The sequence below is a fragment of the Corynebacterium sp. HS2168-gen11 genome (assembly GCF_024834075.1).
GTDB lineage: Bacteria > Actinomycetota > Actinomycetes > Mycobacteriales > Mycobacteriaceae > Corynebacterium.
In genome coordinates this window covers 50665-73799 of record NZ_JANUXR010000003.1, presented here as the reverse complement: position 1 = coordinate 73799, position 23135 = coordinate 50665, and the positions used below count along the sequence as shown (strand labels likewise).

Annotated in this window: 16 protein-coding genes, 4 tRNA genes, 2 pseudogenes and 1 CRISPR repeat array; of the genes and pseudogenes, 15 read left to right on the top strand and 7 right to left on the bottom strand. The window is 49.2% G+C overall.

The features are described 5' to 3' along the window. Positions 1–3: 3 nt before the first annotated feature. From cas1 to NXS99_RS02865, 4 genes and pseudogenes are all read left to right on the top strand, one after another. Complete coding sequence (cas1, locus tag NXS99_RS02880; protein WP_259287170.1) at positions 4–924, top strand: type II CRISPR-associated endonuclease Cas1; 921 nt, start codon at positions 4–6, stop codon at positions 922–924. Between the two features lie 7 nt (positions 925–931). Further along, positions 932–1237 (top strand): CRISPR-associated endonuclease Cas2, encoded by a 306-nt coding sequence (cas2, locus tag NXS99_RS02875; RefSeq protein WP_259287169.1) that lies wholly within the window; start codon positions 932–934, stop codon positions 1235–1237. A gap of 51 nt (positions 1238–1288) precedes the next feature. Beyond that, positions 1289–3307: direct repeats of the CRISPR family, unit length 36 nt; unit sequence GAAGTATATCAAGGAATTTGAGAGTTAAACCCCAGC. 26 nt (positions 3308–3333) lie between these two features. Beyond that, positions 3334–3456, top strand: a pseudogene (locus NXS99_RS02870) (helix-turn-helix domain-containing protein); the annotation flags it as partial. 300 nt (positions 3457–3756) lie between these two features. Then, positions 3757–4707, top strand: a pseudogene (locus NXS99_RS02865) (IS30 family transposase); the annotation flags it as partial. A 203-nt stretch (positions 4708–4910) separates the two neighbouring features. Here the strand turns inward: NXS99_RS02865 and NXS99_RS02860 are convergent. Both NXS99_RS02860 and NXS99_RS02855 read right to left on the bottom strand, forming a co-directional pair. Further along, a complete protein-coding gene (locus tag NXS99_RS02860) occupies positions 4911–5468 on the bottom strand; it encodes a single-stranded DNA-binding protein (protein WP_259287168.1) in 558 nt (185 codons plus the stop codon). A gap of 261 nt (positions 5469–5729) precedes the next feature. Continuing rightward, positions 5730–7760, bottom strand: coding sequence for a bifunctional copper resistance protein CopD/cytochrome c oxidase assembly protein (locus NXS99_RS02855; RefSeq protein WP_259287167.1), 2031 nt, complete (start codon positions 7758–7760; stop codon positions 5730–5732). Positions 7761–7907: 147 nt separating this feature from the next. Here NXS99_RS02855 and NXS99_RS02850 point away from each other — a divergent pair. Beyond that, a tRNA-Arg gene (locus NXS99_RS02850) sits at positions 7908–7981 on the top strand. Between the two features lie 121 nt (positions 7982–8102). Here the strand turns inward: NXS99_RS02850 and cmrA are convergent. Then, entirely contained in the window at positions 8103–8915 is an 813-nt protein-coding gene (gene cmrA / locus NXS99_RS02845; protein ID WP_259287166.1) for a mycolate reductase, read from the bottom strand. Between the two features lie 695 nt (positions 8916–9610). Between cmrA and NXS99_RS02840 the strand changes: the two genes are divergently transcribed. The 3 genes from NXS99_RS02840 (at position 9611) to NXS99_RS02830 (ending at position 13637) form a co-directional block, all read left to right on the top strand. Continuing rightward, positions 9611–12583 (top strand): exo-alpha-sialidase, encoded by a 2973-nt coding sequence (locus tag NXS99_RS02840; protein WP_259287165.1) that lies wholly within the window; start codon positions 9611–9613, stop codon positions 12581–12583. 306 nt (positions 12584–12889) lie between these two features. Beyond that, positions 12890–13522, top strand: coding sequence for an oligoribonuclease (gene orn, locus NXS99_RS02835; RefSeq protein ID WP_259287164.1), 633 nt, complete (start codon positions 12890–12892; stop codon positions 13520–13522). Positions 13523–13564: 42 nt separating this feature from the next. Next, positions 13565–13637, top strand: a tRNA-His gene (locus tag NXS99_RS02830). Between the two features lie 408 nt (positions 13638–14045). Here NXS99_RS02830 and NXS99_RS02825 read toward each other — a convergent pair. Further along, positions 14046–15212, bottom strand: a complete 1167-nt coding sequence (locus tag NXS99_RS02825) for an Ig-like domain-containing protein (RefSeq protein WP_259287315.1) — start codon at positions 15210–15212, stop codon at positions 14046–14048. A gap of 445 nt (positions 15213–15657) precedes the next feature. On the opposite strand from NXS99_RS02825, the gene NXS99_RS02820 reads away from it, so the two are divergent. Beyond that, positions 15658–15730, top strand: a tRNA-Lys gene (locus NXS99_RS02820). Positions 15731–16466: 736 nt separating this feature from the next. Here the strand turns inward: NXS99_RS02820 and NXS99_RS02815 are convergent. Beyond that, entirely contained in the window at positions 16467–17696 is a 1230-nt protein-coding gene (locus tag NXS99_RS02815; protein ID WP_259287163.1) for an MFS transporter, read from the bottom strand. An 860-nt stretch (positions 17697–18556) separates the two neighbouring features. Between NXS99_RS02815 and NXS99_RS02810 the strand changes: the two genes are divergently transcribed. From NXS99_RS02810 to NXS99_RS02795, 4 genes are all read left to right on the top strand, one after another. Continuing rightward, positions 18557–18629: transfer RNA gene (locus NXS99_RS02810), tRNA-Lys, on the top strand. A 145-nt stretch (positions 18630–18774) separates the two neighbouring features. Continuing rightward, positions 18775–19344: an isochorismatase family protein gene (locus NXS99_RS02805; protein WP_259287162.1), complete on the top strand. Its 570-nt coding sequence runs from the start codon at positions 18775–18777 to the stop codon at positions 19342–19344. A 534-nt stretch (positions 19345–19878) separates the two neighbouring features. Further along, positions 19879–20016 carry a hypothetical protein gene (locus NXS99_RS02800; protein WP_259287161.1) on the top strand — a complete coding sequence of 46 codons (138 nt, stop codon included), beginning with the start codon at positions 19879–19881 and terminating at the stop codon, positions 20014–20016. Between the two features lie 59 nt (positions 20017–20075). Then, positions 20076–20342 carry an excalibur calcium-binding domain-containing protein gene (locus NXS99_RS02795; RefSeq protein ID WP_259287160.1) on the top strand — a complete coding sequence of 89 codons (267 nt, stop codon included), beginning with the start codon at positions 20076–20078 and terminating at the stop codon, positions 20340–20342. A gap of 768 nt (positions 20343–21110) precedes the next feature. Here the strand turns inward: NXS99_RS02795 and NXS99_RS02790 are convergent. Continuing rightward, a complete protein-coding gene (locus tag NXS99_RS02790) occupies positions 21111–21389 on the bottom strand; it encodes a DUF3618 domain-containing protein (RefSeq protein WP_259287159.1) in 279 nt (92 codons plus the stop codon). A 92-nt stretch (positions 21390–21481) separates the two neighbouring features. Between NXS99_RS02790 and bcp the strand changes: the two genes are divergently transcribed. Further along, positions 21482–21955, top strand: a complete 474-nt coding sequence (gene bcp / locus NXS99_RS02785) for a thioredoxin-dependent thiol peroxidase (protein ID WP_259287158.1) — start codon at positions 21482–21484, stop codon at positions 21953–21955. Further along, positions 21956–22618: a TetR/AcrR family transcriptional regulator gene (locus NXS99_RS02780; RefSeq protein ID WP_259287157.1), complete on the top strand. Its 663-nt coding sequence runs from the start codon at positions 21956–21958 to the stop codon at positions 22616–22618. A 24-nt stretch (positions 22619–22642) separates the two neighbouring features. On the opposite strand, the gene NXS99_RS02775 is transcribed toward NXS99_RS02780, so the two are convergent. Then, a complete protein-coding gene (locus NXS99_RS02775; RefSeq protein ID WP_259287156.1) occupies positions 22643–23044 on the bottom strand; it encodes a holo-ACP synthase in 402 nt (133 codons plus the stop codon). Between the last annotated feature and the right edge of the window lie 91 nt (positions 23045–23135).

The window sequence follows — 23135 nt, the reverse complement described above, 5'->3', positions numbered from 1 at the left end:
CACATGAATAATTATGGGTGGCAAGTTCTTGATTTCACTGGATTTACCGGTCTGCTTCGTTATAAACGTGGAAATCTCCTGGTAGTGCATGAAAGCCAAGAGACTCAAGAACTGCCACTCATAAATATTGCAATTGTGCTGATTGGTAATAGTGTTTCGGTAAGTGGAGCGGTGCTTACGAAACTATCGGAACTTGATATCGCACTCATCGTGTGTGATTGGAAGAAAGTGCCGACCGCCATTGCAGCTCCCTTTGGTGATCACACACGAATTGGTGCAAGACAGCAAGCGCAAGCAGATCTCTCACTCCCACGACGTAAACGCGCGTGGAGCAACATTATTAAGGCTAAAGTGAGCGGTCAGGCATGTACGCTGCGTTCACTTGGGTATCAAGATGGTTATGCCTCTCTTCAAGCGCTGAAGAAGAGTATTAATTCGGGCGATAGCCATAATATTGAAGCACAAGCAGCGAGAAAATATTGGAGCACGATTTCTGGTTCACATATGTTCTCTCGTGTGCCAGGAATAGGCACTGATCGTTGGAATAGCGCACTCGACTATGGTTACACGATTCTACGCGGACATGGCATTCGTGCTTTAACCGCAGCAGGACTGATTGGCACGTTAGGTGTGTTTCATCATGGTAGATCGAATGCTTTTGCACTAGTTGATGATCTGATGGAACCTTTTCGACCTGCACTTGATGAGTTTGTGTTTTCAAACTTTGAGCAATCAGGTGTTTTAGAGGCATCTCATAAACATGCACTTGTAGAAGCTTTTACGTTGCCGTTTACGAAAACAGGACAAACGATTCCAACGGTATTTGAAGATTTTGCTCAAGCATACGGTGCTTATGTGGAAGATACACAGCGCATCTTAGAAGTTCCGCATTGGATAGGGAGCAATCATGCCCAAAAGAGGTGAGGAACCTATGTGGTGTGTGGTGATGTTTGATCTACCTGTAGCAACAAAACGCGAGCGCAAAGAAGCTACGCGATTTCGTAATAGTTTGCTTGATTTAGGCTTTGCGAGAGCTCAGTTCAGTGTCTATGTGCAATATCTGCCGTTGGCGAGTCGGCTACATTCTATTGTGAAAACAATCAAATACGATTTACCAGTTGGCGGAGACATTCGCATTATGTGTGTGACCGATACGCAGTGGTCGAAAACCATCCGTTTTTCTGCGCAACAAGAAGTAAACGTAGAAGACGAACCTAGCCAATTGGTCATTTTTTAAACACAAAAACCCTGAAATACTCCAGTTCACACCGCATTTTTGGTGTGAACTGAAGTATATCAAGGAATTTGAGAGTTAAACCCCAGCTAGGTCTGTCGTTCCCACGGGAAACATAGAAGTATATCAAGGAATTTGAGAGTTAAACCCCAGCCTGTTGGTGGTCAATATGGCTCGCTGGTGAAGTATATCAAGGAATTTGAGAGTTAAACCCCAGCGGGCTTCTTCACCGCATCAAAATCGGTCGAAGTATATCAAGGAATTTGAGAGTTAAACCCCAGCCATAGTCGGTGAAATTCACGCTAGTTTCGAAGTATATCAAGGAATTTGAGAGTTAAACCCCAGCCCACGCGACATGATGGGGGGTTTGGATCGAAGTATATCAAGGAATTTGAGAGTTAAACCCCAGCAAGCGCGAATTATGGAACTTACGGGCACGAAGTATATCAAGGAATTTGAGAGTTAAACCCCAGCCCGCCGTAAGATGGGTGTTAAGTTCTTCGAAGTATATCAAGGAATTTGAGAGTTAAACCCCAGCCAAACATTGTCGTCAAGCGTTCGTGAAGGAAGTATATCAAGGAATTTGAGAGTTAAACCCCAGCAACGTTTAACGGAAAATGTTAATGGTAAGAAGTATATCAAGGAATTTGAGAGTTAAACCCCAGCAATATGCGCCGTAGCACGCACCCAGTACGAAGTATATCAAGGAATTTGAGAGTTAAACCCCAGCACAGCCAATCGAGCAGTTGATTCAGCTCGAAGTATATCAAGGAATTTGAGAGTTAAACCCCAGCTTATATTTATATAGTTAGTGTCCCCTGTGAAGTATATCAAGGAATTTGAGAGTTAAACCCCAGCTCCTCGTCGTCCTCATCAACCTTGCCGAGAAGTATATCAAGGAATTTGAGAGTTAAACCCCAGCGGCCTACCGATCAATTGCCGGCGGGCAAGAAGTATATCAAGGAATTTGAGAGTTAAACCCCAGCCTTATTAATAGCGACGGCCACAGGAAAGGAAGTATATCAAGGAATTTGAGAGTTAAACCCCAGCTGGAACGAATCGAAGAAACATCAAACGGAAGTATATCAAGGAATTTGAGAGTTAAACCCCAGCCGAAAAGTTCCGCTGTTCTTTTGCGTACGAAGTATATCAAGGAATTTGAGAGTTAAACCCCAGCTGATGGGTTCGTTGAAGGCTGTTACGGGGAAGTATATCAAGGAATTTGAGAGTTAAACCCCAGCCACATCGTCATACGGTTCATACCGATCGGAAGTATATCAAGGAATTTGAGAGTTAAACCCCAGCATCCGTTTGAGCAGCTTCCACGCGCAAAGAAGTATATCAAGGAATTTGAGAGTTAAACCCCAGCCTCACGGTTTTGGGCGCACCTGAACAAGGAAGTATATCAAGGAATTTGAGAGTTAAACCCCAGCCGCGCGATCAGTGGATTAAGGCGATGGCGAAGTATATCAAGGAATTTGAGAGTTAAACCCCAGCTAGCTATTGATATCGCGCGATTATGCTCGAAGTATATCAAGGAATTTGAGAGTTAAACCCCAGCCCGCCAGTGGCGCCGCCGCCAGTGGTACGAAGTATATCAAGGAATTTGAGAGTTAAACCCCAGCCCGTAGTCATAGACTTTAACGCCGCCGTGAAGTATATCAAGGAATTTGAGAGTTAAACCCCAGCTCGACGAACTTCGCGACAAAATGGATAAGAAGTATATCAAGGAATTTGAGAGTTAAACCCCAGCAAGACAGCGCCTATATGGAGTTAATTAGGAAGTATATCAAGGAATTTGAGAGTTAAACCCCAGCCGCGGCAGGTCAAGTATGCTCACTGGCTGAAGTATATCAAGGAATTTGAGAGTTAAACCCCAGCCGGCGTCGGCGACTCTAGACAGTATCTGGAAGTATATCAAGGAATTTGAGAGTTAAACCCCAGCTGAATGGACGCCACCTGATACGCGTACCGAAGTATATCAAGGAATTTGAGAGTTAAACCCCAGCTGGCCAATTCCTTGCGGCTTAAAAACAAGAAGTATATATCCTTAAGTTCAAGTGATCGTGGAAACACCTTACTCAAATAAAGGTGTTTATATGGATTCGCGTTGGAAACCAAACGACGAAAAAATTACTCAACTATGCGCCCTGATCCAACAAGGACAATCCGTACGATCTACAGCAGCACAATTGAACATATCCTTATCAACGGCATACCGCATTGCCCATGAACGTGGTTTAGCGTTACACACCAAAACCAGGATTAGTCCACAACAAACCAAAGAGATAACCAGGTTATGGCATGAAAATCTCACACCCACGGATATCGCCCGTGCAACAGGTGTAGGACCAACTCCGGTGTACCGTATTGGCATTGAACTAGGTTTATGGAAAGTCCCTGAACTGCCCAGACGCGCAATGGCCACACGTCGACGATGCGAATACTTACAACTACGCGTTCATGCTTTCAACCGAAAAGACGCAGCCGCAGCAGTTGGTATCAATATCCGCACCGCCGCTGATTTACGAGATAAAAATTATGGTATTCGCGCAATCGCTAAAATAATCGGGCGCTCACCTGGGACTATCAGCAAAGAACTCAAACGCAACAAAGACGAGTTCGGTATATACCTTCCTCATGAAGCACATCGAAAGTCTGTTATTCGACGTTTAAGACCTAAGCGAAGAAAACTCGAGATCTATCAAAAACTTCATGATGAAGTATGGAAAGGTTTGAAACAGAAATATTCTCCTGAACAAATTTCTAATCGCTTGCGCAAAGACTTCCCAACAGATGAAACTATGAGGGTGAGTCATGAAACTATTTATCAGACGTTATTTTTCCAAGCTAAAGGCGAGTTGAAAAAAGAAATCGCTTCTGCACTGCGCCAAAAAAGAGCATATCGCAGGCCACATGACCAAAGAGTTTCTCGCAATCGTTTTGCAGATCCCATGGTCATGATTTCAAAACGACCAAAAGAGGTAGAAGATCGTGCCATTCCTGGGCATTGGGAAGGTGATCTCATCTTAGGGAAAAATAACCAATCTGCGATAGGCACACTCGTGGAACGTACCACTCGTTACGTCATGCTTGTACATCTGCCTGAGGCTCATGATGCAGCTGCTGTGAATCAAGGACTTCAAGCAGCGTTTAGAAAGCTACCAGCACATTTAAAAGCTTCACTTACCTGGGATCAAGGAAGTGAAATGGCATGTCATAAAGCTTTTAGTATTGCGACTGATTGTCAAGTCTATTTCTGTGATCCTGGATCACCATGGCAGCGAGGAAGCAATGAAAATACGAACGGGTTGTTACGGCAGTATTTCCCCAAAGGTACTGATCTTAGTGTGTATACCGAATATGATTTAGAGCTCGTAGCCGTAGAGTTAAACAACCGGCCACGAAAAACATTAGACTGGGACACACCAGCTGAACGTTTAAGTCAATTATTAGACGTCACTGACAACTAACCGTGTTTCCACGCCCCCTTGAAACCGCCTATCAAGGAATTTGAGAGTTAAACCCCAGCTATATGCACTCTAAGTGCAGCATGGGAAGAAGCATATCAAGGAATTTGAGAGTTATTCCTCCCAACCATCGCCCTACCCCCAAGCACAAACCACCACACGCTCAGCCCTCCACAAACCCACCACCCTCCCTGCAACCTCCCGCACTAGAACGGCGCACTCACCTCCTCCTCAACTGCATGCACCTTCGCATTCACTCGCATACCAGCTCCTACCCCAACCAGATCCGCAAAATTCGCACCACTCGGCTTCGATTCCAGCACTTCCCTCCGCTTGAAATTCACCGCGTATTTCTTCATATCTACACCCACATGGTTTGCTCGCAAGACGATCTTCGATTCCCTGCGCCCATCCTTTTCCCATTCCTGATGAATCAGCGAACCCACTGCAATAACCTGGCAGCCTTTACCAGATTCCTGCAATGAAACCAGCACGTTATCCGCGAGATTCCCCCAGCATTCCACATCAATATACAGCTGGTTAAAGCTCACAAATCCGCTGGTATCTGCCTCCAGCTTGGTGTCGGCATTGTCGTCGTTATACGCATCGGATCGCTGCTTCTCGCCTTTGCGTTCACTTGCCTGATCAGCTTTGCGATACCTCGAAGAAGCCAGCCTGAACTTCGTCAGCGTCGCACCTGAAGGAAATACAATCTGCGTCGGTTCGTGCGTCAGGTTGCCAACAATTGTCGTTGAAGTGTACACAAGATCCCCCTTATGTCTTGTATGTCAAAAGAACATATTGGTTGTTACCAATACCGATCTAGGTCCCCTTCTAGCTCAATTTTCATCTTGAACTAGATCCAAATCGTGTGTTCTATGGTGAACGAAATTGACAATTCTGTCGAGGGCAACTGAAGAAAAAATCAGCCAGTTGCCCCAATTCGTGGGATAACTGGCTGATGAATAAGCTTCTACCTGCGGGTTTCTTTCACATTCGCAGGCAATGTACTTGCGACAACGAACTTAACCACCTTGATGGTATTGCTGTGCCACGGATCCTTCCCCGCGTCGCATAGCTGCAAGCATTTCGTTGTAGGCCTGCAGATCGTCATCGCCGCTTTCATCTTCGTGTTCGTCGAAGGCTTGCTGTTCAATGCGATCGTCACGCAGCCACTGCAAAAACAGCGTGCCAAATACGATAACCAGCGGGAACGATCCTGAACCCCAGGCGATTCCGCCGCCAACATTTTGATCGTGCATCAAATCCACGCCCCACGGCAGGTTGAGGGTGCGGTAGAAATCTTCGGCCAAGATCTCGGAAAGTTGCATGAGATACACGCCAAAATAGAGGTGGAACGGCATCGAAAATACCAGCCAAGCCAGGCGCGAAATTACCGAGTTATACTGCGGCTTCGGATCCGAACCAATCATTTCCCAGTAGTAGATGTAGCCAGAGAGCAAAAATACCCAGTTCATAATCAGGTGTCCGGCGTGCTCCGAAACCATGAGGTCGTACCACGGAGTGACGTAGAGCAGGTAGAAAATCGTAATGAACTGAATGGTGTTAAATGCAGGGCTGAGCAAAAACGCGAGAATCCGGGAGTCTAAAAACGCCTGCACCCATTCGTGCAGCCCCGGCTGCGAGCTTTGCGACGGTTCGGTTGCATCCAACATCAGCTGGAACGGAGCACCGAGAACCAAGAACACAGGGATCACCATGGATAGGGCCATGTGCGCCACCATGTGCATAGAGAACATTGCCGGCATGTACAGGCCAATACCTGAGCTCATGGAAAGCCCGAGACTAATCGTGCCGGTGAGCCACCAGAAAGTGCGAATAATTGGCCACTTTTGGCCTTTACGGCGAAGTAATACCAGGCCATAGATGTAGGCAGCTGTCAGGACGATTGCTAAGAATGTGAACATGATGTCAAAGCGCCAGACTGTCCATACGCTCCACACGGTTGGCTCAATGGTGAGGTCATAGCCCATTTCTAGAGCCATTGGGGTCAGATCAAAAACCCTTGGTGGTGGCGGTGGGGTGCGTCCTAAAGAAATTGCCACACCAATCGTTGCAGCCATGACGACGACTTCAGCAATAGCCACACGCAAGAACGTTCGGGTATCACCTTGTTCCAATTTTGGCATGGTACTGCGACGATGCATCAAACCGAACAGTGCCAAGATCAGGGTTAACACTGTTTTGGCCAGAATCACTCGGCCATATCCGGTAATGAATAGGTCTTGTACGCGCACACGAATAGCGGTGTTGATCAAGCCAGAGGCTACCAGCATGAGCATGGCGATAAAGGCGAGCGTCGAATAGCGACGAACCGCCAGTGCGAGATTTGGCCCTAGCCTGCGACCATGCGCGATAAGTCCCATGAGTCCGCCGACCCACAGCATCATGAATAATAGGTGCCAGAGCAGCGAGTTCGTGCCGTAATCGTGATCGCCACCAGCAGCGGAATGCCCCTCTAAGCCAAGCGGGGCAACAATAGCAATTGCGCCGAGCAGTAACAGCGGTTGGCTACGCCACATTTTACTCAAGGCACCTGCGATGCCCACGACTCCGGCAATGGCTGCTCCGGCCAGCCATGCTTGAGACTCTGCGACTTGGCTAATGGCAACACCCCAGTTGGTTGGTTGCAGGGCAACTGAAAGTGGTTGGCCGGAGACGTCGGAAAGCACGAGTGGGATCATCATCACTGATAAGAGGGCATATGCCAGGGCAGCGCCGGCGCCGGTTCGGGCAGCGACGAGTCCGTCGACTGTTAAGTGTGCGACGTTAAGTTCGCTGCGCGCTGGTGTGATGAAAAAGGCTGAGGTTAAAAATGAGCCGACGGCCAGTGCAGCAAGTACCCATGAGACGGCTCGTAAGAAGGGGAAGCCGGCGGTGGTCGGTATGCCGGGATCGGGGATGCCTAGTGCTGCGAGCGATTCTGCGAGGAATCCCCAAGAGATTGTTGCACCAATTACACCTGCAACACAGAAAAAGGCCAAATAGAGTGGCCATGTGGGGCGTGCCACTAGACGAGTCGTTGCTTCAGACATGGCTACTAGCGTAACTGGAGCGGCGCAGTTTCGCCGCATTTACAAGCGTTTAGGAGTGGGCGCACAGGTATATGTTTTTCTCGATGGTCGTATTGACCTGTGCATTTTCTTTGTTCCGCATATTACACTAATCTTTTCTAAGGTAATGCCTCCATAGCTCAGTGGATTAGAGCAGTCGGCTTCTACCCGATTGGTCGCGGGTTCGAATCCTGCTGGGGGCACTTGTTGAAAACCTCCGCCTACATGCATCATTGAAGTAGGTGGAGGTTTTGGTTTTCGCACTCCCCTGTTACACCGAGAAGGTGCGCCACTGAAATGCGTCGTCAAGCTTTGGGCTGTGGCTTAAGCGGTATCGCCGCCGAGGTTTTCGTAAAACTTGCCCATCAACGGGCTCAACAGCGCGCCTGGCACTACCAGCGAAATGCCGTTCATGGCTTTTGAGAGCGGTCCTGGCACTACGCGGCGTTTGTTGCGAGCCATGGCTGCCAGTGTTTCTGCCGAACATGATTCATAGGTGGTCCAGAGGAAATCGGGCACAACTTTATCCACAATCGATTGTTCTTCTTCCGGAACCACTGCTTCGCGTACTGGCCCTGGTGCTAATAATGTGCAGCTCACGCCGGTATTTTTCAGCTCATAGTGCAAGGCTTCGGTAAAGGCATTCACACCCGCCTTGGTAAACACATAGGTGGCGTTATTCGGAATCGGGACGTTGCCAGCAGCAGAACCCACATTACAAATTGCACCGACTCCGCGCTCAATCATGCCTGGTAGCACCGCGTGCGTGAGCTCAAACACCGCTGCCGCGTTGAGATTGAATTGAGTGGTTTCATACTCCCAATTTTGCTTGATAAACGGCCCGAAACTGGCCACGCCAGCGGAGTTAATAATGATGTTAATTTCACGCTGCTGCAGGTGCTCAATCAAGGCTGCACGCTGGGTGGAGTCGGCAAGATCGCAGGCATATACCTCGGCAATAATCGAGTACTGCGCTTCTAATTCAGCAGCAAGTTCTGCCAAAAGCTGCTGCCGACGAGCAACCAAAATGAGGTTATGCCCCAGCTTGGCTAAATCTTTCGCCATTGCTTTGCCAATGCCTTGGCTTGCCCCTGTAATCACAGCGCGGGCGTGGAGCTTCGGTGCAGGTAATGCCATGAGAACGTCCTTTACTTCAAAATGCGCACCACAAAGATTCGCAGCTAATTCACGCTTGCACGACGATGAGCACCGTACAGTAACAGCGATTAATACCCCTCAAGGATACCTTGTTTTCCGAATCGGCTGCAGAAAATCAGCTCGTTCTTGCTGCGCTGTTGGCAGCTTGACGACGCTGCGCGTACTCGGCCGATGCGGGGTTATCACCGTAGCTGCGTCCACACCGAAGCTCCAGCAAAGCCTTATCCATAACAGCATTAGTGCGTATTGGCACGCATTGATGCTGGTCACGGAATTGTTCTCGATGTTGCAGGTATGCGTCGCAAAGTAGTTCATGCAGCTCGATCGTTGAACAAAGCGCAACATCTTCTGCCCTTTCAGCCTCTCCCTCCCGCATCCGCACCGACTAATCACACAAACGCCACAGCCATCTCACAATAACACTCCGACCTGCAGTAATCATAAAAATCTAAAAATAATACACACAATTTTTCACCATCTCTCATTGATTTCACACCCCCGCAATAGGGTAAAAAATTGTGACTCGAGCCACTAGGTTAGAAGTTTTTTATCTAGGTCACTATAAGATAACAGGTGAGACATCGGACATATGACGTCTGACTTTTCACTACATCACTTTGCGGCACGTTATATGTCTTTCTTTCACCTTGCATTACCGACCGAAAGGTACCCTGATGAGCTTTACCTCTTCAAGGCGCGCGTTACTTGCTGTCGTTTCAGGATTGACGGTAGCGTGCGGCGCCGTCCATGCAGTACCAATGGCATCTGCGGCTGAAACTTTTGCCGGCGTTCCAGGCCATGCCCCAAACGGCACATACGGCTTCGATGCCAATCCAGATATGAGCGCTGCTCCTTTGTGGGAAGATGAATTCATTGCCCAGTCCGGCGATGGTTTTAGCTGCTACCGCATTCCAGCGCTCAATACCGCACCTGATGGCACGCTGTTGGCATCGTATGACGGACGTCCAAACAACTGTAACGACGCTCCAAACCCAAACTCCATTGTGCAGCGTCGCTCCAATGACAGCGGTGAGACGTGGTCTGCTCTCACCAACATCGCACCTGGTGTGACCGGCAACGAGCCTGTCGGCTTCTCGGACCCTTCCTATATCGTCGACCGCGAAACTGGCACCATTTTTAACTTCCATGTGAAGTCCTTCCGCCAAGGTCTGGTGCGTTCGCATGCAGGTACCGAACATAACAACCGCGATGTCATTCAGGCTGTTTATGCAAAGTCTAAAGATGGCGGCGTGACCTGGAAGTACGACAACGTTATCACCCGCGAAATCACTCCTGATCCTTCTTGGCGTGCTCGCTTCGCAACCTCTGGTAACGGCATTCAGCTGAACTATGGTCCACATAAGGGACGCCTGATCCAACCAGCCATGATTCTCACCAACAATAATCAATGGAGGACGGTTGCATGGATTTCTGATAACCACGGCGAAGATTGGTATGCATCAAATCCTTGGGGACAAGGCATGGACGAGAACAAGATCGTCGAGCTGTCCAACGGCGTGCTGATGAACAACTCTCGTTCTTCCAACCGCAGTGAAACTGCACGTAAGATTTCCTATTCTTATGACGGCGGCGTGAACTGGACAGATCCAGTACTTGATCCACGCTTGCCAGACCCTCGCAATAACGCTTCTATTATTCGTGCATATCCAAACGCACCAGAAGGTTCCGCTCTAGCAAAGGTTTTGCTGTTCTCGAACTCCAGCAACCCTGCTACTCGTAACAAGGGCACCATCCGCATGTCCTGCGACGATGGTCAAACTTGGCCAATTGCCAAGGAGTTCCGTGCTGGATCAACGGAATATACCAATATGACCACGTTGAAAGACGGCAATATCGGTATGCTCTACGAGATCAACCGTTCTGGCGGATATGATATTCGCTTCGCAAAGTTCAACATGGCATGGTTCGGCGCTTCCTGCTTGACGTTGGACAATGCAAAGACTCGCGTAGCTGCAGGCGATAGTGTTACCTTGCCAGTTACTTTGACGAACTCCACCGCTCGCCCAATTTTCAAGCAAGCGCTTGAATTCGGTTTGCCAGCAGACTGGACCGCAACTGCAGATCCAAGTGAGATTAGCTTGGCACCAGGCGAATCCACAGTTGTAAACATCACCTTGAATGCGCCTATCGACGGTGTCAATGGTGTGAATGCAGTCTATATCGCTGTACCAGATGGTCGTTCGAGTGCATTAGGTGCGATCGAAGCTGAACTCTACAACTCCCAGTCCACAGTAGCCCCACTTGGCACGTACTGGGACGAGACAGTCACCGTACCGACCGCCTTCGTTGGCATTAAGAATCCAAAGAAGAATAATGAGTGGCGCGTGGGCGATCGCGTTGAATACGAAATCACCATTGTGAACCCAACTGGCCACAATATTTCCGTAACACCTTCTGGCTCTGACATGCAAGGCTTTGCCCCTCCTGGCACGCCAAACTGCCGTTGGAGTGTATTCCGTAACCGTATCGATGTCTGCCGCACGGCAACGCACACCATCACCGCCGAAGATTTGACCAGAGGTTTCCATGAGACCACGGCGAACTGGTCATTCCAAGACGCAACGACTCGTGCAACCACGACTCAAGAGATGACCACTCCACGTGTCACGGTCGTGCCTGATCCAACGAGCTTGATCCCAACAGTATTGCCAGAAATTGTGACGGCAACGGTTGATCCGATCGGTACCGTTGCATCTACCGAAGCCGATACTGTCACGGTTCCAGTTTCTGTGAAGGTAGCATCCAGCAACCAAACCATTCCAGATACTGCCACTGTAGCGGTCTATCTTGATGGCGAATTGGTCGAAGATGCAGCTATCACCAACGGCGCAGTCTCCCTCAACGTCACTGTTCCAGCCGTTGAAGCTGGTGAAAATCCTGTGAAGCACACACTGGTTGCACGACCATTTACTCGTGATAATGGATACCGCGCCGTCGATGGATTCGGTGAGTTCACAGTCCTTCCACGTGAGCATCTTGCCGGCACCACCGTTTTGACGCTGGGCAAGCTGAGCGATAAGTTCGCAGGTACCGTAGAAAACAATTCGGTTGTCGCAACGGCACGCCTGCAGCGCGACGGCCAACCAATGGCTGGCGAAACCGTCGAATTCGTAACCTCCGATGGTAAGACGATTACTGGCACAACTGACGCTGAAGGTATCGCAACTGCTGTCATTCCGGTTGCTCCACTTGGACAGATCCTGCAAGACGAGGTTCAGTTCACAGTAACTGCACGCTTTGTAAACTCCGGCCCAACCACCGCAGTCTTCGATGATTCGCAAGCTGCACAAAGCTTCACCATCCGTCCACACTCGGAACAGCCAACGACTACACCAGAAGCTCCTGCTGAACCACCAAAGGTGATCACGGTCGAAGTTCCAGGCGAAACCAAGATTGTCGAAGTACCAACGACTATCGTGGTACCTGGTGAAACCAAGATTGTCGAAGTTGAAAAGGTCGTCGAGGTTGAAAAGGTCGTACAGGTTCCAACGGTCAGCAAGAATGATACGCTGAACAAGATTCTGATTGCATTGATTACTGCCGTATCCGTCATCGGTGGCGTACTTGCTGCAGTGAATATGCACCTGTTCAATAGCCTCAAGGCACTTGGTGGCCTGAAGCGCTAATACACAACGCTTCATAAGCCAGACAACGAGCGTCCAAGCATTGCTTGGACGCTCTTGTTCATTTCCGATTCCATCATTCCTGCACGCCTCACAACTATCCACGTCGTTTCTCCTCGTTACGCAACCGGTGTCATTGCTAGCGGCTCCAGCCGTTTGCGCCAGTAGGCGCTTGAGAGAGCGATTGCACGCGGCGTCGTCAAGCATATATTGGAGGCGCAGTACGTGGAGATCTGCGTGGGTATGCTGGAGTTATCCGATTTCACCAGCGTTACCCTTCTTCCATGAAAGAAACTAGGATGTGTAAGTATGACTGATATTGCAGAAAAAGATAATCGCCTTGTGTGGATCGACCTGGAAATGACGGGTCTTGACATTCATCAGCACACCATCGTTGAAATCGCGGCGGTTATTACTGATGCAGATCTCAATATCGTCGGTGAAGGCATCGACCTTGTTGTGCATGCGACCGAAGAAGAACTTGCGCGGATGAACGAATACGTGACCAATATGCACAATTCTTCGGGCCTGACCGAGGAAATCCGCCGCTCTACCATAAGTCTTGCCGAAGCAGAAGATGCAGTGCTTGCGCTTATCGACGCTCATTGTGATCCCGAACACCCAGCACCGCTGGCAGGCAATTCCATTGCTACTGACCGGAGTTTTATTCGCCAGCACATGCCACGACTCGATCAAGCATTGCACTATCGCATGATTGACGTTTCATCGCTGAAAGAGCTTTCACGCAGGTGGGCACCGCGTGTGTACTTTAACCAACCAGATAAAGGTATGGCGCACCGCGCACTGGCAGATATTATGGAGTCCATTCGCGAGCTTGAATACTACCGTTTGAGCTTGATAGAAACTGACCGTAATAGTGAAGAAGTTGAAGCCGCAAAAGCTGCCGCAACCGCCCGCTACCAGTCGTTTTTGCAATCTTAAAGTTTTGCGTTAAGATAATCATCGCTGCGTTAAGCAGTAATGGTGGCTGTAGTTCAGCTGGTAGAGCACCAGGTTGTGATCCTGGGTGTCGCGGGTTCGAGCCCCGTCAGCCACCCCTACTAAGCGCCCTGATTCTTTCAGGGCGCTTTTCCTATGCTTGGATCCGAAACGCGGATCGTGCGGTTGTGCGGTTGTGCGGTTGTGCGGCAAGCCTAGACAACAACAGGCGCTTACTCTCTAGCGCTCCATTGCAGACCTGCAGCTTCGCGCGGCGGTCAGTCTTGCACGGCAGCTTCACAGGGAGTCGGCTTCACAACAGCTTCGCGCGTCTGCCACTTCACAACAGCCTCACAACCGGTTGACGACACTTACTATACGCACACTACAACACAAGAGCACCTACACTTTTGCCCCCCCCAAAAAAAACCGCTCTCCTGCAAAAAACGGCATCCCCTGCGGTAAACACAAGTGATGCCGTCCAAACCTAGAGTCTGAAAACTGCCGTAAAGAACAAAACTCGCTACTATGCGTCAGCGTTTCCCTTCTTCCACGTCGCCCAATCGATATTCCAGTCACCCAAACCATCGTAACCAGAGAGCGTCCCACCAATGGTGTTTTTCACCGTCACAATATCGCCACGCTTAACAAAGTCTTGGAACCAACGAGCATTCTCGTACGTAACGTTCACACAACCATGCGAAACATTGGAGTTCCCTTGTGCCCAGACTGACCACGGTGCGGAATGCACATAAATACCGGAATACGACAGTTGCGTCGCATAGTCAACAGCGGTACGGTATCCGCCCGCCTCAAGCGACAACCCATAGGTTCGAGAATCCATCACAAGGTTCTCGTACTGATCGCCAATGACATACACACCATTTGGAGTCGGGAACTTATTCGACCCCAAAGAAACCGGCATCGTCTTCACCTCTGCACCAGACTTCATCACTTTCATCGTCTTGGTTTTATCATCGACAACTGCTTCGACTCGTTCTCCAATGGTAAAGCTTGAGCGGCGACTATCCGCAGCATACACACCATTCGCAACCTCAAGCCCATATACAGGAGCTTCAACAGTCACCTTGGTGCCTGGTGCCCAAAACTTCTCCGGGCGCCACCGAACTTCATGATTCGAGATCCAATAAAACGCGCCATCGACATGCGGAGTCGTCTCGATCTTAATGGCTTCTTCAACATCTTTTCGACGCGTAATCGGGGTATCAAAGAACAACGCAATTGTTTGTCCCACGCCAACCTCAGCACCATCAATCGGTGATAGTCGAGTAGCTGCCAACGCAGCCGGCACTAATGTCTGGAAGGAAAGCTGCAACACTTCACCATTGCGATCTTCGGCATACAAACTGTAGGTACGTCCATACCCAAGCGGTTCTTCCGTTTTCCACCCATTACCGTCTGCGGTCAACGAAGAATCAACAATTTTGCCTTCGGCGTTCTTTAACGTGACCTCAGCCAAACCTTCACCCAGTGAGATAACCGTGATTGGCTCAGCTGGATTCACACCTGTCTCACCGTCAGCAACATTCGCTCGCGGCTTTTGTTCCACAACCGGCATAACCGACACTTCAGTCACATTGCCAGCTTCAACCTCTGTAAAACCATCAATCGTGCAACCTGCTACTCCCAGCAGTACAATTCCGCACACAGCGCTTGCAACTACTTTACGCATGGTTGTCACGTTTTCTTCCTATCGTCATTCAGTCATTTCATTACAGCATTTCACAGCTGCGCCTTTATACACGTGATACTGCATCATCGGTGCGTACGTGCCATGTTGCAAGTATTAGCTTTACGACGCTTTCAGCGTCAGCATTCACTGTATGTAACAAATATCTCAGTAGTGAAATTTGCTCGTACAAACTATCTTAAAGGCGACACATTCCATACAACGCCGTACACCCGCGAATGTTGCCCAATCGTTATCTGAAACACATTCATCTACCCTTCCCATAGTCGCCCGAAAACACATCATTTCTATCCCCTCTACCATGACGTGAAGAACACACAGAATAGACAACATATAGCCATATAAAAAATGCCGATGAACTGGGGATTTTACATCAAATACAAAAGGTGCTATATTTTTATTTCGTTGCGCTGAACAGCAACAGCAAGCGCCATTAGCTCAATTGGCAGAGCAACTGACTCTTAATCAGTGGGTTCGGGGTTCAAGTCCCTGATGGCGCACAGTTTACCTCCTTGCTTCAAGCAAGGAGGTTTTTTACATGCAGATTTATTTCAATACCATCGCACCGCCGACATAACCTCGACCGGATGTGTCCTTTGAGTGTTTACCCATAGGATCGCCTTCCTTTGTCATAAGGCTGTCCACTCACCGAACAGGCGCGCAGTATTAGCCCGCTTCGACACGCAAGTCTTCACCATGCACCGACGAGGAAGCCACTTCAGACACCACATAAAAAGCGTCTTTCGTAAACCGTATTTCACGGTATCAGGTAAACAAACATCTACCGGGTGAGTCGAATATGCACCCAGCAACCAAAGAACACAGCCAACCGGCGACCGTCGGGGAACTGCATATTGCTTATGGCCTGTCCCCTAATCTGGAATTAAACCACCACAAGACTATAAAGGCTTCAAATATTACTTCTATACGCCAGTTTCAGGGGTTCAATACTCAAGGGAACTATTTACACCAAGGAAATAGGCGCTGATGGCAGGCAGACAAGTGCGCGATCGATTAGTGAATTATGCGGGTGAGCAAGTAGCAATGGCAGGCGTTTGTTTCGTCTGTGTCCACGCTGTGTTGGTTGCGTATTTTCAACGCATCTTCTGCTTTGATCTTAGTCGGCTGTCTGGCATGAGTTTGTTCACTCGATTCTTTATTACAGACCACTCCGCCCCAGACCTGACGGGGGCGGCAAGCCTATATTCTCACTCTAAAATCAGCAGAGATTCCTAATTAAGCAACCCTTTCCCTTACTTCACTCTTTTCAATTCCTTTCCAAAGGCCAGGAATTACACATAGCACTATGCTAGCCCCTAATGCGATCAATACCGTAGTTACCCCAAGCATGGGATTTCCAGCCGTAAAAGCAACAAGAAGCATCCCTAAAGGAATCGCCGTCGTGTTCACCAACTGATCACGAGTAGCGAAAGAATGAACTGCACCAGGGTTGGAGAAAGCTTGGCCTAAAATGTCCCACGCAATCCCCGCAAGTGTAGTTACTGCAGATCCCAAAAAAGATAAGGCGATGACTAAGGCCAAATGAGGCGCCAGAACCAACGCCAGAACTTGCCCCATCACCGTTAAACAAGCAAGTCCTTGTTTACCCCTCCAGGAAACTAGATTAAGCCAAGACGTCATCGATACAGATGAACCAATTAAGGAACCGACAGCCATACCCATGGCAACCCATCCCCAAGAAGACTCGTCAAAGCGATTCATAATGAATGTAGGCGCAGCGGAGCCCAAATATCCAATGGTCAACGATACTGCAAACCAAGTAGCCAATCCGGCAGTAACCCAATAAGGTAATGTATCCCCACGCACTTCCCGAGAATGAGTGACCGCATCTGAAGCCTCTGAAAAGGAATCCTCTTTCTCAGAAGTCGATGCACCATAAAATCGCGAGAGTAATATCATTCCCACCACAAAGGTCGCAGCATCCAAAAGCAATACCACATCAAATCCGAACCATAGCATCAGCCAAGTGCCCACGACGGGGCCAACAACAAAAAAGATATCCCCGATAATAGATAAGGCCCCGTTCACTTTTTGTCGCTCATCTGCTGTGAAAATTGTGCTTATCAAGCCGAATCTTCCAGGCGCAAAGAAAGACGTGGCTATCCCATAAAACAACGCTGAAATCGCCAATGCCACAATTGTGTATCCGAGTCCGGATATGTGTGCCCATGCAAGCAGCAAAAGTTGTGCGAGCAACCGGATTCCATCAGCCCAAAGCATCCATCTCACAGGGAAAGTCGGCGGAGGAAGCCTCCGTACCAGCAATGACGAAGCGAATCGTCCAATCCATAAGGCAATGAGGACAATCGTTAGTCCCCTACCCGAATCATCTAGCCTATGAGATTGGATAGCAAACGCTGTAGGAACTAAGCCATCTCCTAATCCTGAAATTGCTGCAGCTGAGAGCAAAAACAAAGACTTCCTTGTCGTAAGAGCTGTACGCATTAGAAACTCCAGTCATCGAAGGGATCAATCGAATTAAATATGACTCCTGCTTGGTAGCATCGCTGCCAAAACTGAAGAACTCGAGTTAGATCCATATCAAGCACTTCCGCCACTTCCTCTGGCAAAACCGAAGCTCCCTATCTACAGCTATGCCAAGCGCTTCCGCCAGTTCTAATTCCATTCAATCCTCCAAAAATTAACTGGGGGTGAGGCATATAAGCTTCACTCCCAGCCTTCGCCATATCTCTTCATGACCGACATCCTGGCGCGGACTCATAACCGTGTTAGAATCCTCCACTTCAAACGCGTCCTTGGATTCTTCATCGATATAACGATGCATCGAAACTCTCCCTATCTCATAGATTGAAGAAATTCCTATCCAGGATGAGATATGCACCACATCGGTAATTGAATTATGACACATTATAAAATTAGATTTGGCAATTCTATCGATGTTTATTTGCATATATCGAAAGGCGCAATCACAAAGATCGAAGCGTTGCCTACGATCCAAAGCTTGATATAAACCAGCAATCAAAGCGCTCCGACAACCAGCGTGCAGGAGCGCTTTTATCAGGGAATAAGGGTTAAGGGACACACTTTTTGTCCCTTAACCCTCACACCGTGTCGATATCGCTTACTCTCGATTCTTCAAGCTACCTACTGAAACGCACGGCACGACACCCGTGCAATACACACGAAAGCGAAGCATCAGCGAGATGCCGAGGAACGGGTCCGCGTCGAAAAGCAATGAGCAGAGCCATAAATGGCTCTCACGAGCTGCGAATTTTCTTTTAGCAACGGATCTTGCTAGTATCAAGCGCGTGCGTATGAAGGCCAAGCCTTTGATACACATATACGCGCCATTAGCTCAATTGGCAGAGCAACTGACTCTTAATCAGTGGGTTCGGGGTTCAAGTCCCTGATGGCGCACAGTTTACCTCCTTGCTTCGTGCGAGGAGGTTTTTTATATGCATATCGCTTTGTCTCCGCTGAAACTTTCAGAAAGACCACACACAAGGGGCAATTCTGACACCATGCATTTATTTCTACTGTGTTTCACGCTACACTAACGTGCATGAAGCGAGCATTAGTAGTTGTTGATGTTCAACAAGATTTTTGTCCAGGCGGTTCCCTTGCCACAGAACGCGGCGGAATTGTTGCCGAAGCAATCGCTCAATACATCGTGGCAAACACACACCGATACGCCGCGATCGTAGCAACCAAAGACTGGCATATCGATCCAGGCTCCCATTTTTCAGCAGAACCTGATTTCGTAGACTCCTGGCCAGTGCACTGCGCAGCAGAAACGCAAGGCGCAGAGTTCCATCCGGCGCTGCAGCCGCTTGAAGATCAGTTCGACGAGATCTTCCTCAAAGGCGCGCACGAAGCCGCCTACTCAGGATTTGAAGGACTTGCGGCCTCTGATTCCACAACTAAGTTGCACCAGTGGCTCAGCGAGCGGGAAATTACCATCCTTGACGTTGTTGGCATCGCAACCGACTACTGCGTACGCGCAACCGTACTCGACGGCTTAGCAAACGGTTTTGAGGTAAAGGTACTCACCGATTTAGTGGCACCTGTCACCGAAGAAACTGGCAACGCCGCTTTGCAGGAAATGGTGAAAACCGGCGCGCAGTTAGCTTAATCGCAAAAGCTGTGTGCCATTCCAGCGATATACACTTTGCTCTACCGATTCTCCCGATGTTGCATGCCCGTGACATCGGGTTTTATACGTCACACCTGCTGGTTGTACACCGCTTGCACTGCCTTCCCGAGGAATGCAGTTTTTTACACCGTTACGTTACAATACAACCAGAGTTTGAACCTGGCTTTTCTGCATTCCCCTATCATTTGGCTCAGGCTCTGCACCTTAGTGCCATATCATCGCCACTTGGTGCAAGAGCATCTGCGCAGCTTATGTGTTAAGGATGATCGATTCGTATGCTCGCAACCCTGCACCAGCCCCCTACTGCTTTACGACGCACTCCGATTCGCATTCTCGCCGGTAGTCTTTTCTGTATCCTCACCCTCACAGCCTGTGGAGATCTTGAATATTCAGACGCTACGGCTGAGACAAGCGCGCTTCCATCAACATCTGTAGCTATCTCTGCTGATTCTAAGCCATCAAGAACCACTACGAATACGCTAATATCGAAAACTTCGGCCAACAGCACCAGTCGTGTCATCAGCACCACACGTGCCAGCAGCACCAGCCGTGCTAGCAGCACCAGCCGTGTTAGCAGTACCAGCCGTGTTAGCAGTACCACACGTGTTAGCAGCACTGAACCATCACCGCAAACTTCACCAACTCATGTAGATTCATCAGCGCCTACGCCGGAATCTCCTCTACAAAAGCCTCCTGCTCCACCAACTATCGTGGAACAACAAGTAACACCGCCTCCACCTGTGGACCCACCAGTAGCACCGCCAGTCGTGCCAGCAGCCGTACCCCCACCTGCTCCAGCACCTGCGCCAGCGCCTGCGCCTGCGCCAGAAGTTCCTATCCCAGCACCAGTGGAGCAGACTTATTACGCTAATTGCAAGATTGCGAAGGCTGTTGGTGCTGCACCACTGTATATCGGTGACCCAGGCTATCGGCCTGGCTTGGACCGTGACGGTGATGGCGTTGCCTGCGAAAAATAGTTACTTCAATTTCACAGGTCCGATGTTTTCTGTTCTGTGAAGTATGTAGCTCTTTGATTTGGTATACGCCAAATATGTTGCAAGCGCAGTCGAAACCTACCGTCACTCCTGCGCTTCTCTGCTCCTCGATGTCGAGTTGCAGGTAGATGATCCATGTTCTCGGCTATATCCCGCAGCCAATTGCGATCCACTTTTTATTTCGTCAATGGAAGATACGGCACTCCAGTAACACTCAGCATATTCAAAAGCACCAGTGGCTTCGTCGCCATCGGTATCAGTACGTCTCATGTGTACTAGGCACCGATCTTTTTCTATGCAACATCAATTCACTTCATCCGTCACAACGCCATAGAGTCCTGAATATGCACTTCCAACTGCACCAAATCATCATCACAGCCACAATTCAGGCGTCGTACTACTGTCCCCTTACTTCAAAAACCAAGCAGCACGAAAATGCACACAAAGATACCGTGCCTTCCGGTGTACCGCATACGTCAGCCTCGCGATAGTCACAAGCTCACCTGTACTTGCAACGATGCGGGCCTGTGCAATAATCTGACTCTTTGCATCTGCCATTTCATCTTGTGCTCTTAGTGCCACACGCGCACACGGTTATTATTCGAACAACACAACCGCACTAACGTGACATATCCATAACGCACAAAACCCCGCTACTCCACACTGTGAATATCGGGGTTCTATGCTCGTTTGTACTTTCGAAAAAGCAAGTATCACATCAGCACTACGCTGTATCCGCAGCGTAGCTACTTATGCTCGGGAGGCAAGCAACGCCTGAAGTTCCTTGAGGTCCTTCTTCTTCTTTGCAGCTGAACGTACACCCAGTGCTACAAATGCCACAACAGCAACGCAGACGCCAGCAACAATCTTTTGGAATTGAGGATCTTGGAATTTTTCAACCACACCAGCTTTTGCTTCTTCTACCAAATGCTGTGGCTTGGTGCGATCAGCAATCTCATCAAGAGTAGATGCCAACTGACGACGGGCGCGTTCGATATCGCGTTGAATATCATCAAGATTTCGTGCCACTTTGGACTCCTTAGAAATTTGTGTAAGAATCTTACTTCCTACCTTAGTACGTTCCAGCCGAAAATGGGCGAAAGCAAGGTAAACTAAGCACTATGACACAACAGGTACGGCTTGAAATTGGCGACGTCGCTCCCCCATTTCGCTTAGAAAACGATCACGGCCAGATCACATCGTTAGACGATTATGCTGGTAAGCGCGTAATTGTATATTTCTATCCACGTGCAAACACGCCAGGTTGCACCAAAGAAGCCTGCGATTTCCGCGATTCTTTAGCGCCATTGAACGACCTCGGCATTGATGTAGTTGCGATCTCACCCGATACTGTTGAGAAACTGGCAAAGTTCCGCGACGATCACGCTTTAACGTTCCCATTGCTCTCGGATTCCAGCAAAGAAGTCATGGAAGCCTATGGTGCATTTGGCGAGAAGAAGAATTACGGCAAAATTGTGCAAGGCGTGATTCGTTCCACCTTCCTTGTTGGTGCTGATGGGCGTATTGAGCAGGCGTTCTATAATGTTCGTGCCACTGGCCATGTTGCTCGCATTCTGAAAACCTTAAATAGCTAAGTGACAAGCGCAGAAAAAACTCCGAAGATCGTGGCTGAGGGAGAGATTCTCCAGCCACGGCGTCGGCCTGCGCAGCAACGCTCCAAACAACGCTATAGTCGGATCCTCCAAGCTGCACGAGATGTACTTGTTGATCTTGGCTTTGAGTCGTTTACCTTCGATGAAGTGGCCAAACGCGCCGAAGTGCCAATTGGTACGCTGTATCAATTCTTTGCGAATAAATACGTGCTGATTTGCGAACTCGATCGCGAAGATACCGCAGCAACCGTTGCTGAACTCACGGCCTTTGCCCAGCAGGTACCAGCACTACAGTGGCCCGATATTCTTGATGAACTCATCGAGCACTTCGCTGATATGTGGCGCGCGGATCGCTCACGCCGAGCCGTCTGGCATGCCGTGCAATCAACTCCAGCCACCCGTGCGACTGCCGCCGATACCGAACGACCTGTCTTAGAAATCTTGGCGCATGTCCTACGTCCGCTTTCCCCAGGTGTCCCTGAATCAACGCGTTTAAGCATTGCAGGACTACTCGTGCACACGTTAGTGTCACTGCTGAATTATGCTGTCACCGACGAGCATATTAGCGACGCAGAATTCCACGCCACGGTAGAAGAAATCAAACGCATGCTCATTGCCTACCTTTTCGCCGTAGCCACGAGTTAATCACGAGTGAATACAGCACCTGCACTAACTATTCACCACCGTGACCATTGCAATTGCGTACGCGCCATCATGGCTAATACTCACATTTGCTTCATCCCACGGACACAACTGGCCAATAGCGCCGCGTAAATAAATATGCGGACGCTGCCACTGATCCGGCAGCACTTCAATATCCGCGAAGTTCACCTCTGTGGCTGCAAGCACAGGAGGAGCACCCAGCAACGATAAACTCCACGCTTTTAGAAATGCCTCTTTCGCCGCCCATTTCCCTGCCAAATGCTCAGCCCGGCGCGGATGCTCCTGTGCATGGCGAAGTTCTTGGGGGCTAAAGACGTGCTCGAAGCGCGATCCTGGGATTGCTAGTTGTGCAGCAAAACTTGGTATATGCACAATATCAACGCCCGGTATAACCTGTGCTGGTTGCATCCGTGGATTCTCCTTAATAGGCGGTTTCGCTTATTATGCCAAAAGGCTTTGCAGCGTGTGGAGTACACACAGTTGCAAAGCCTTTTCGTAA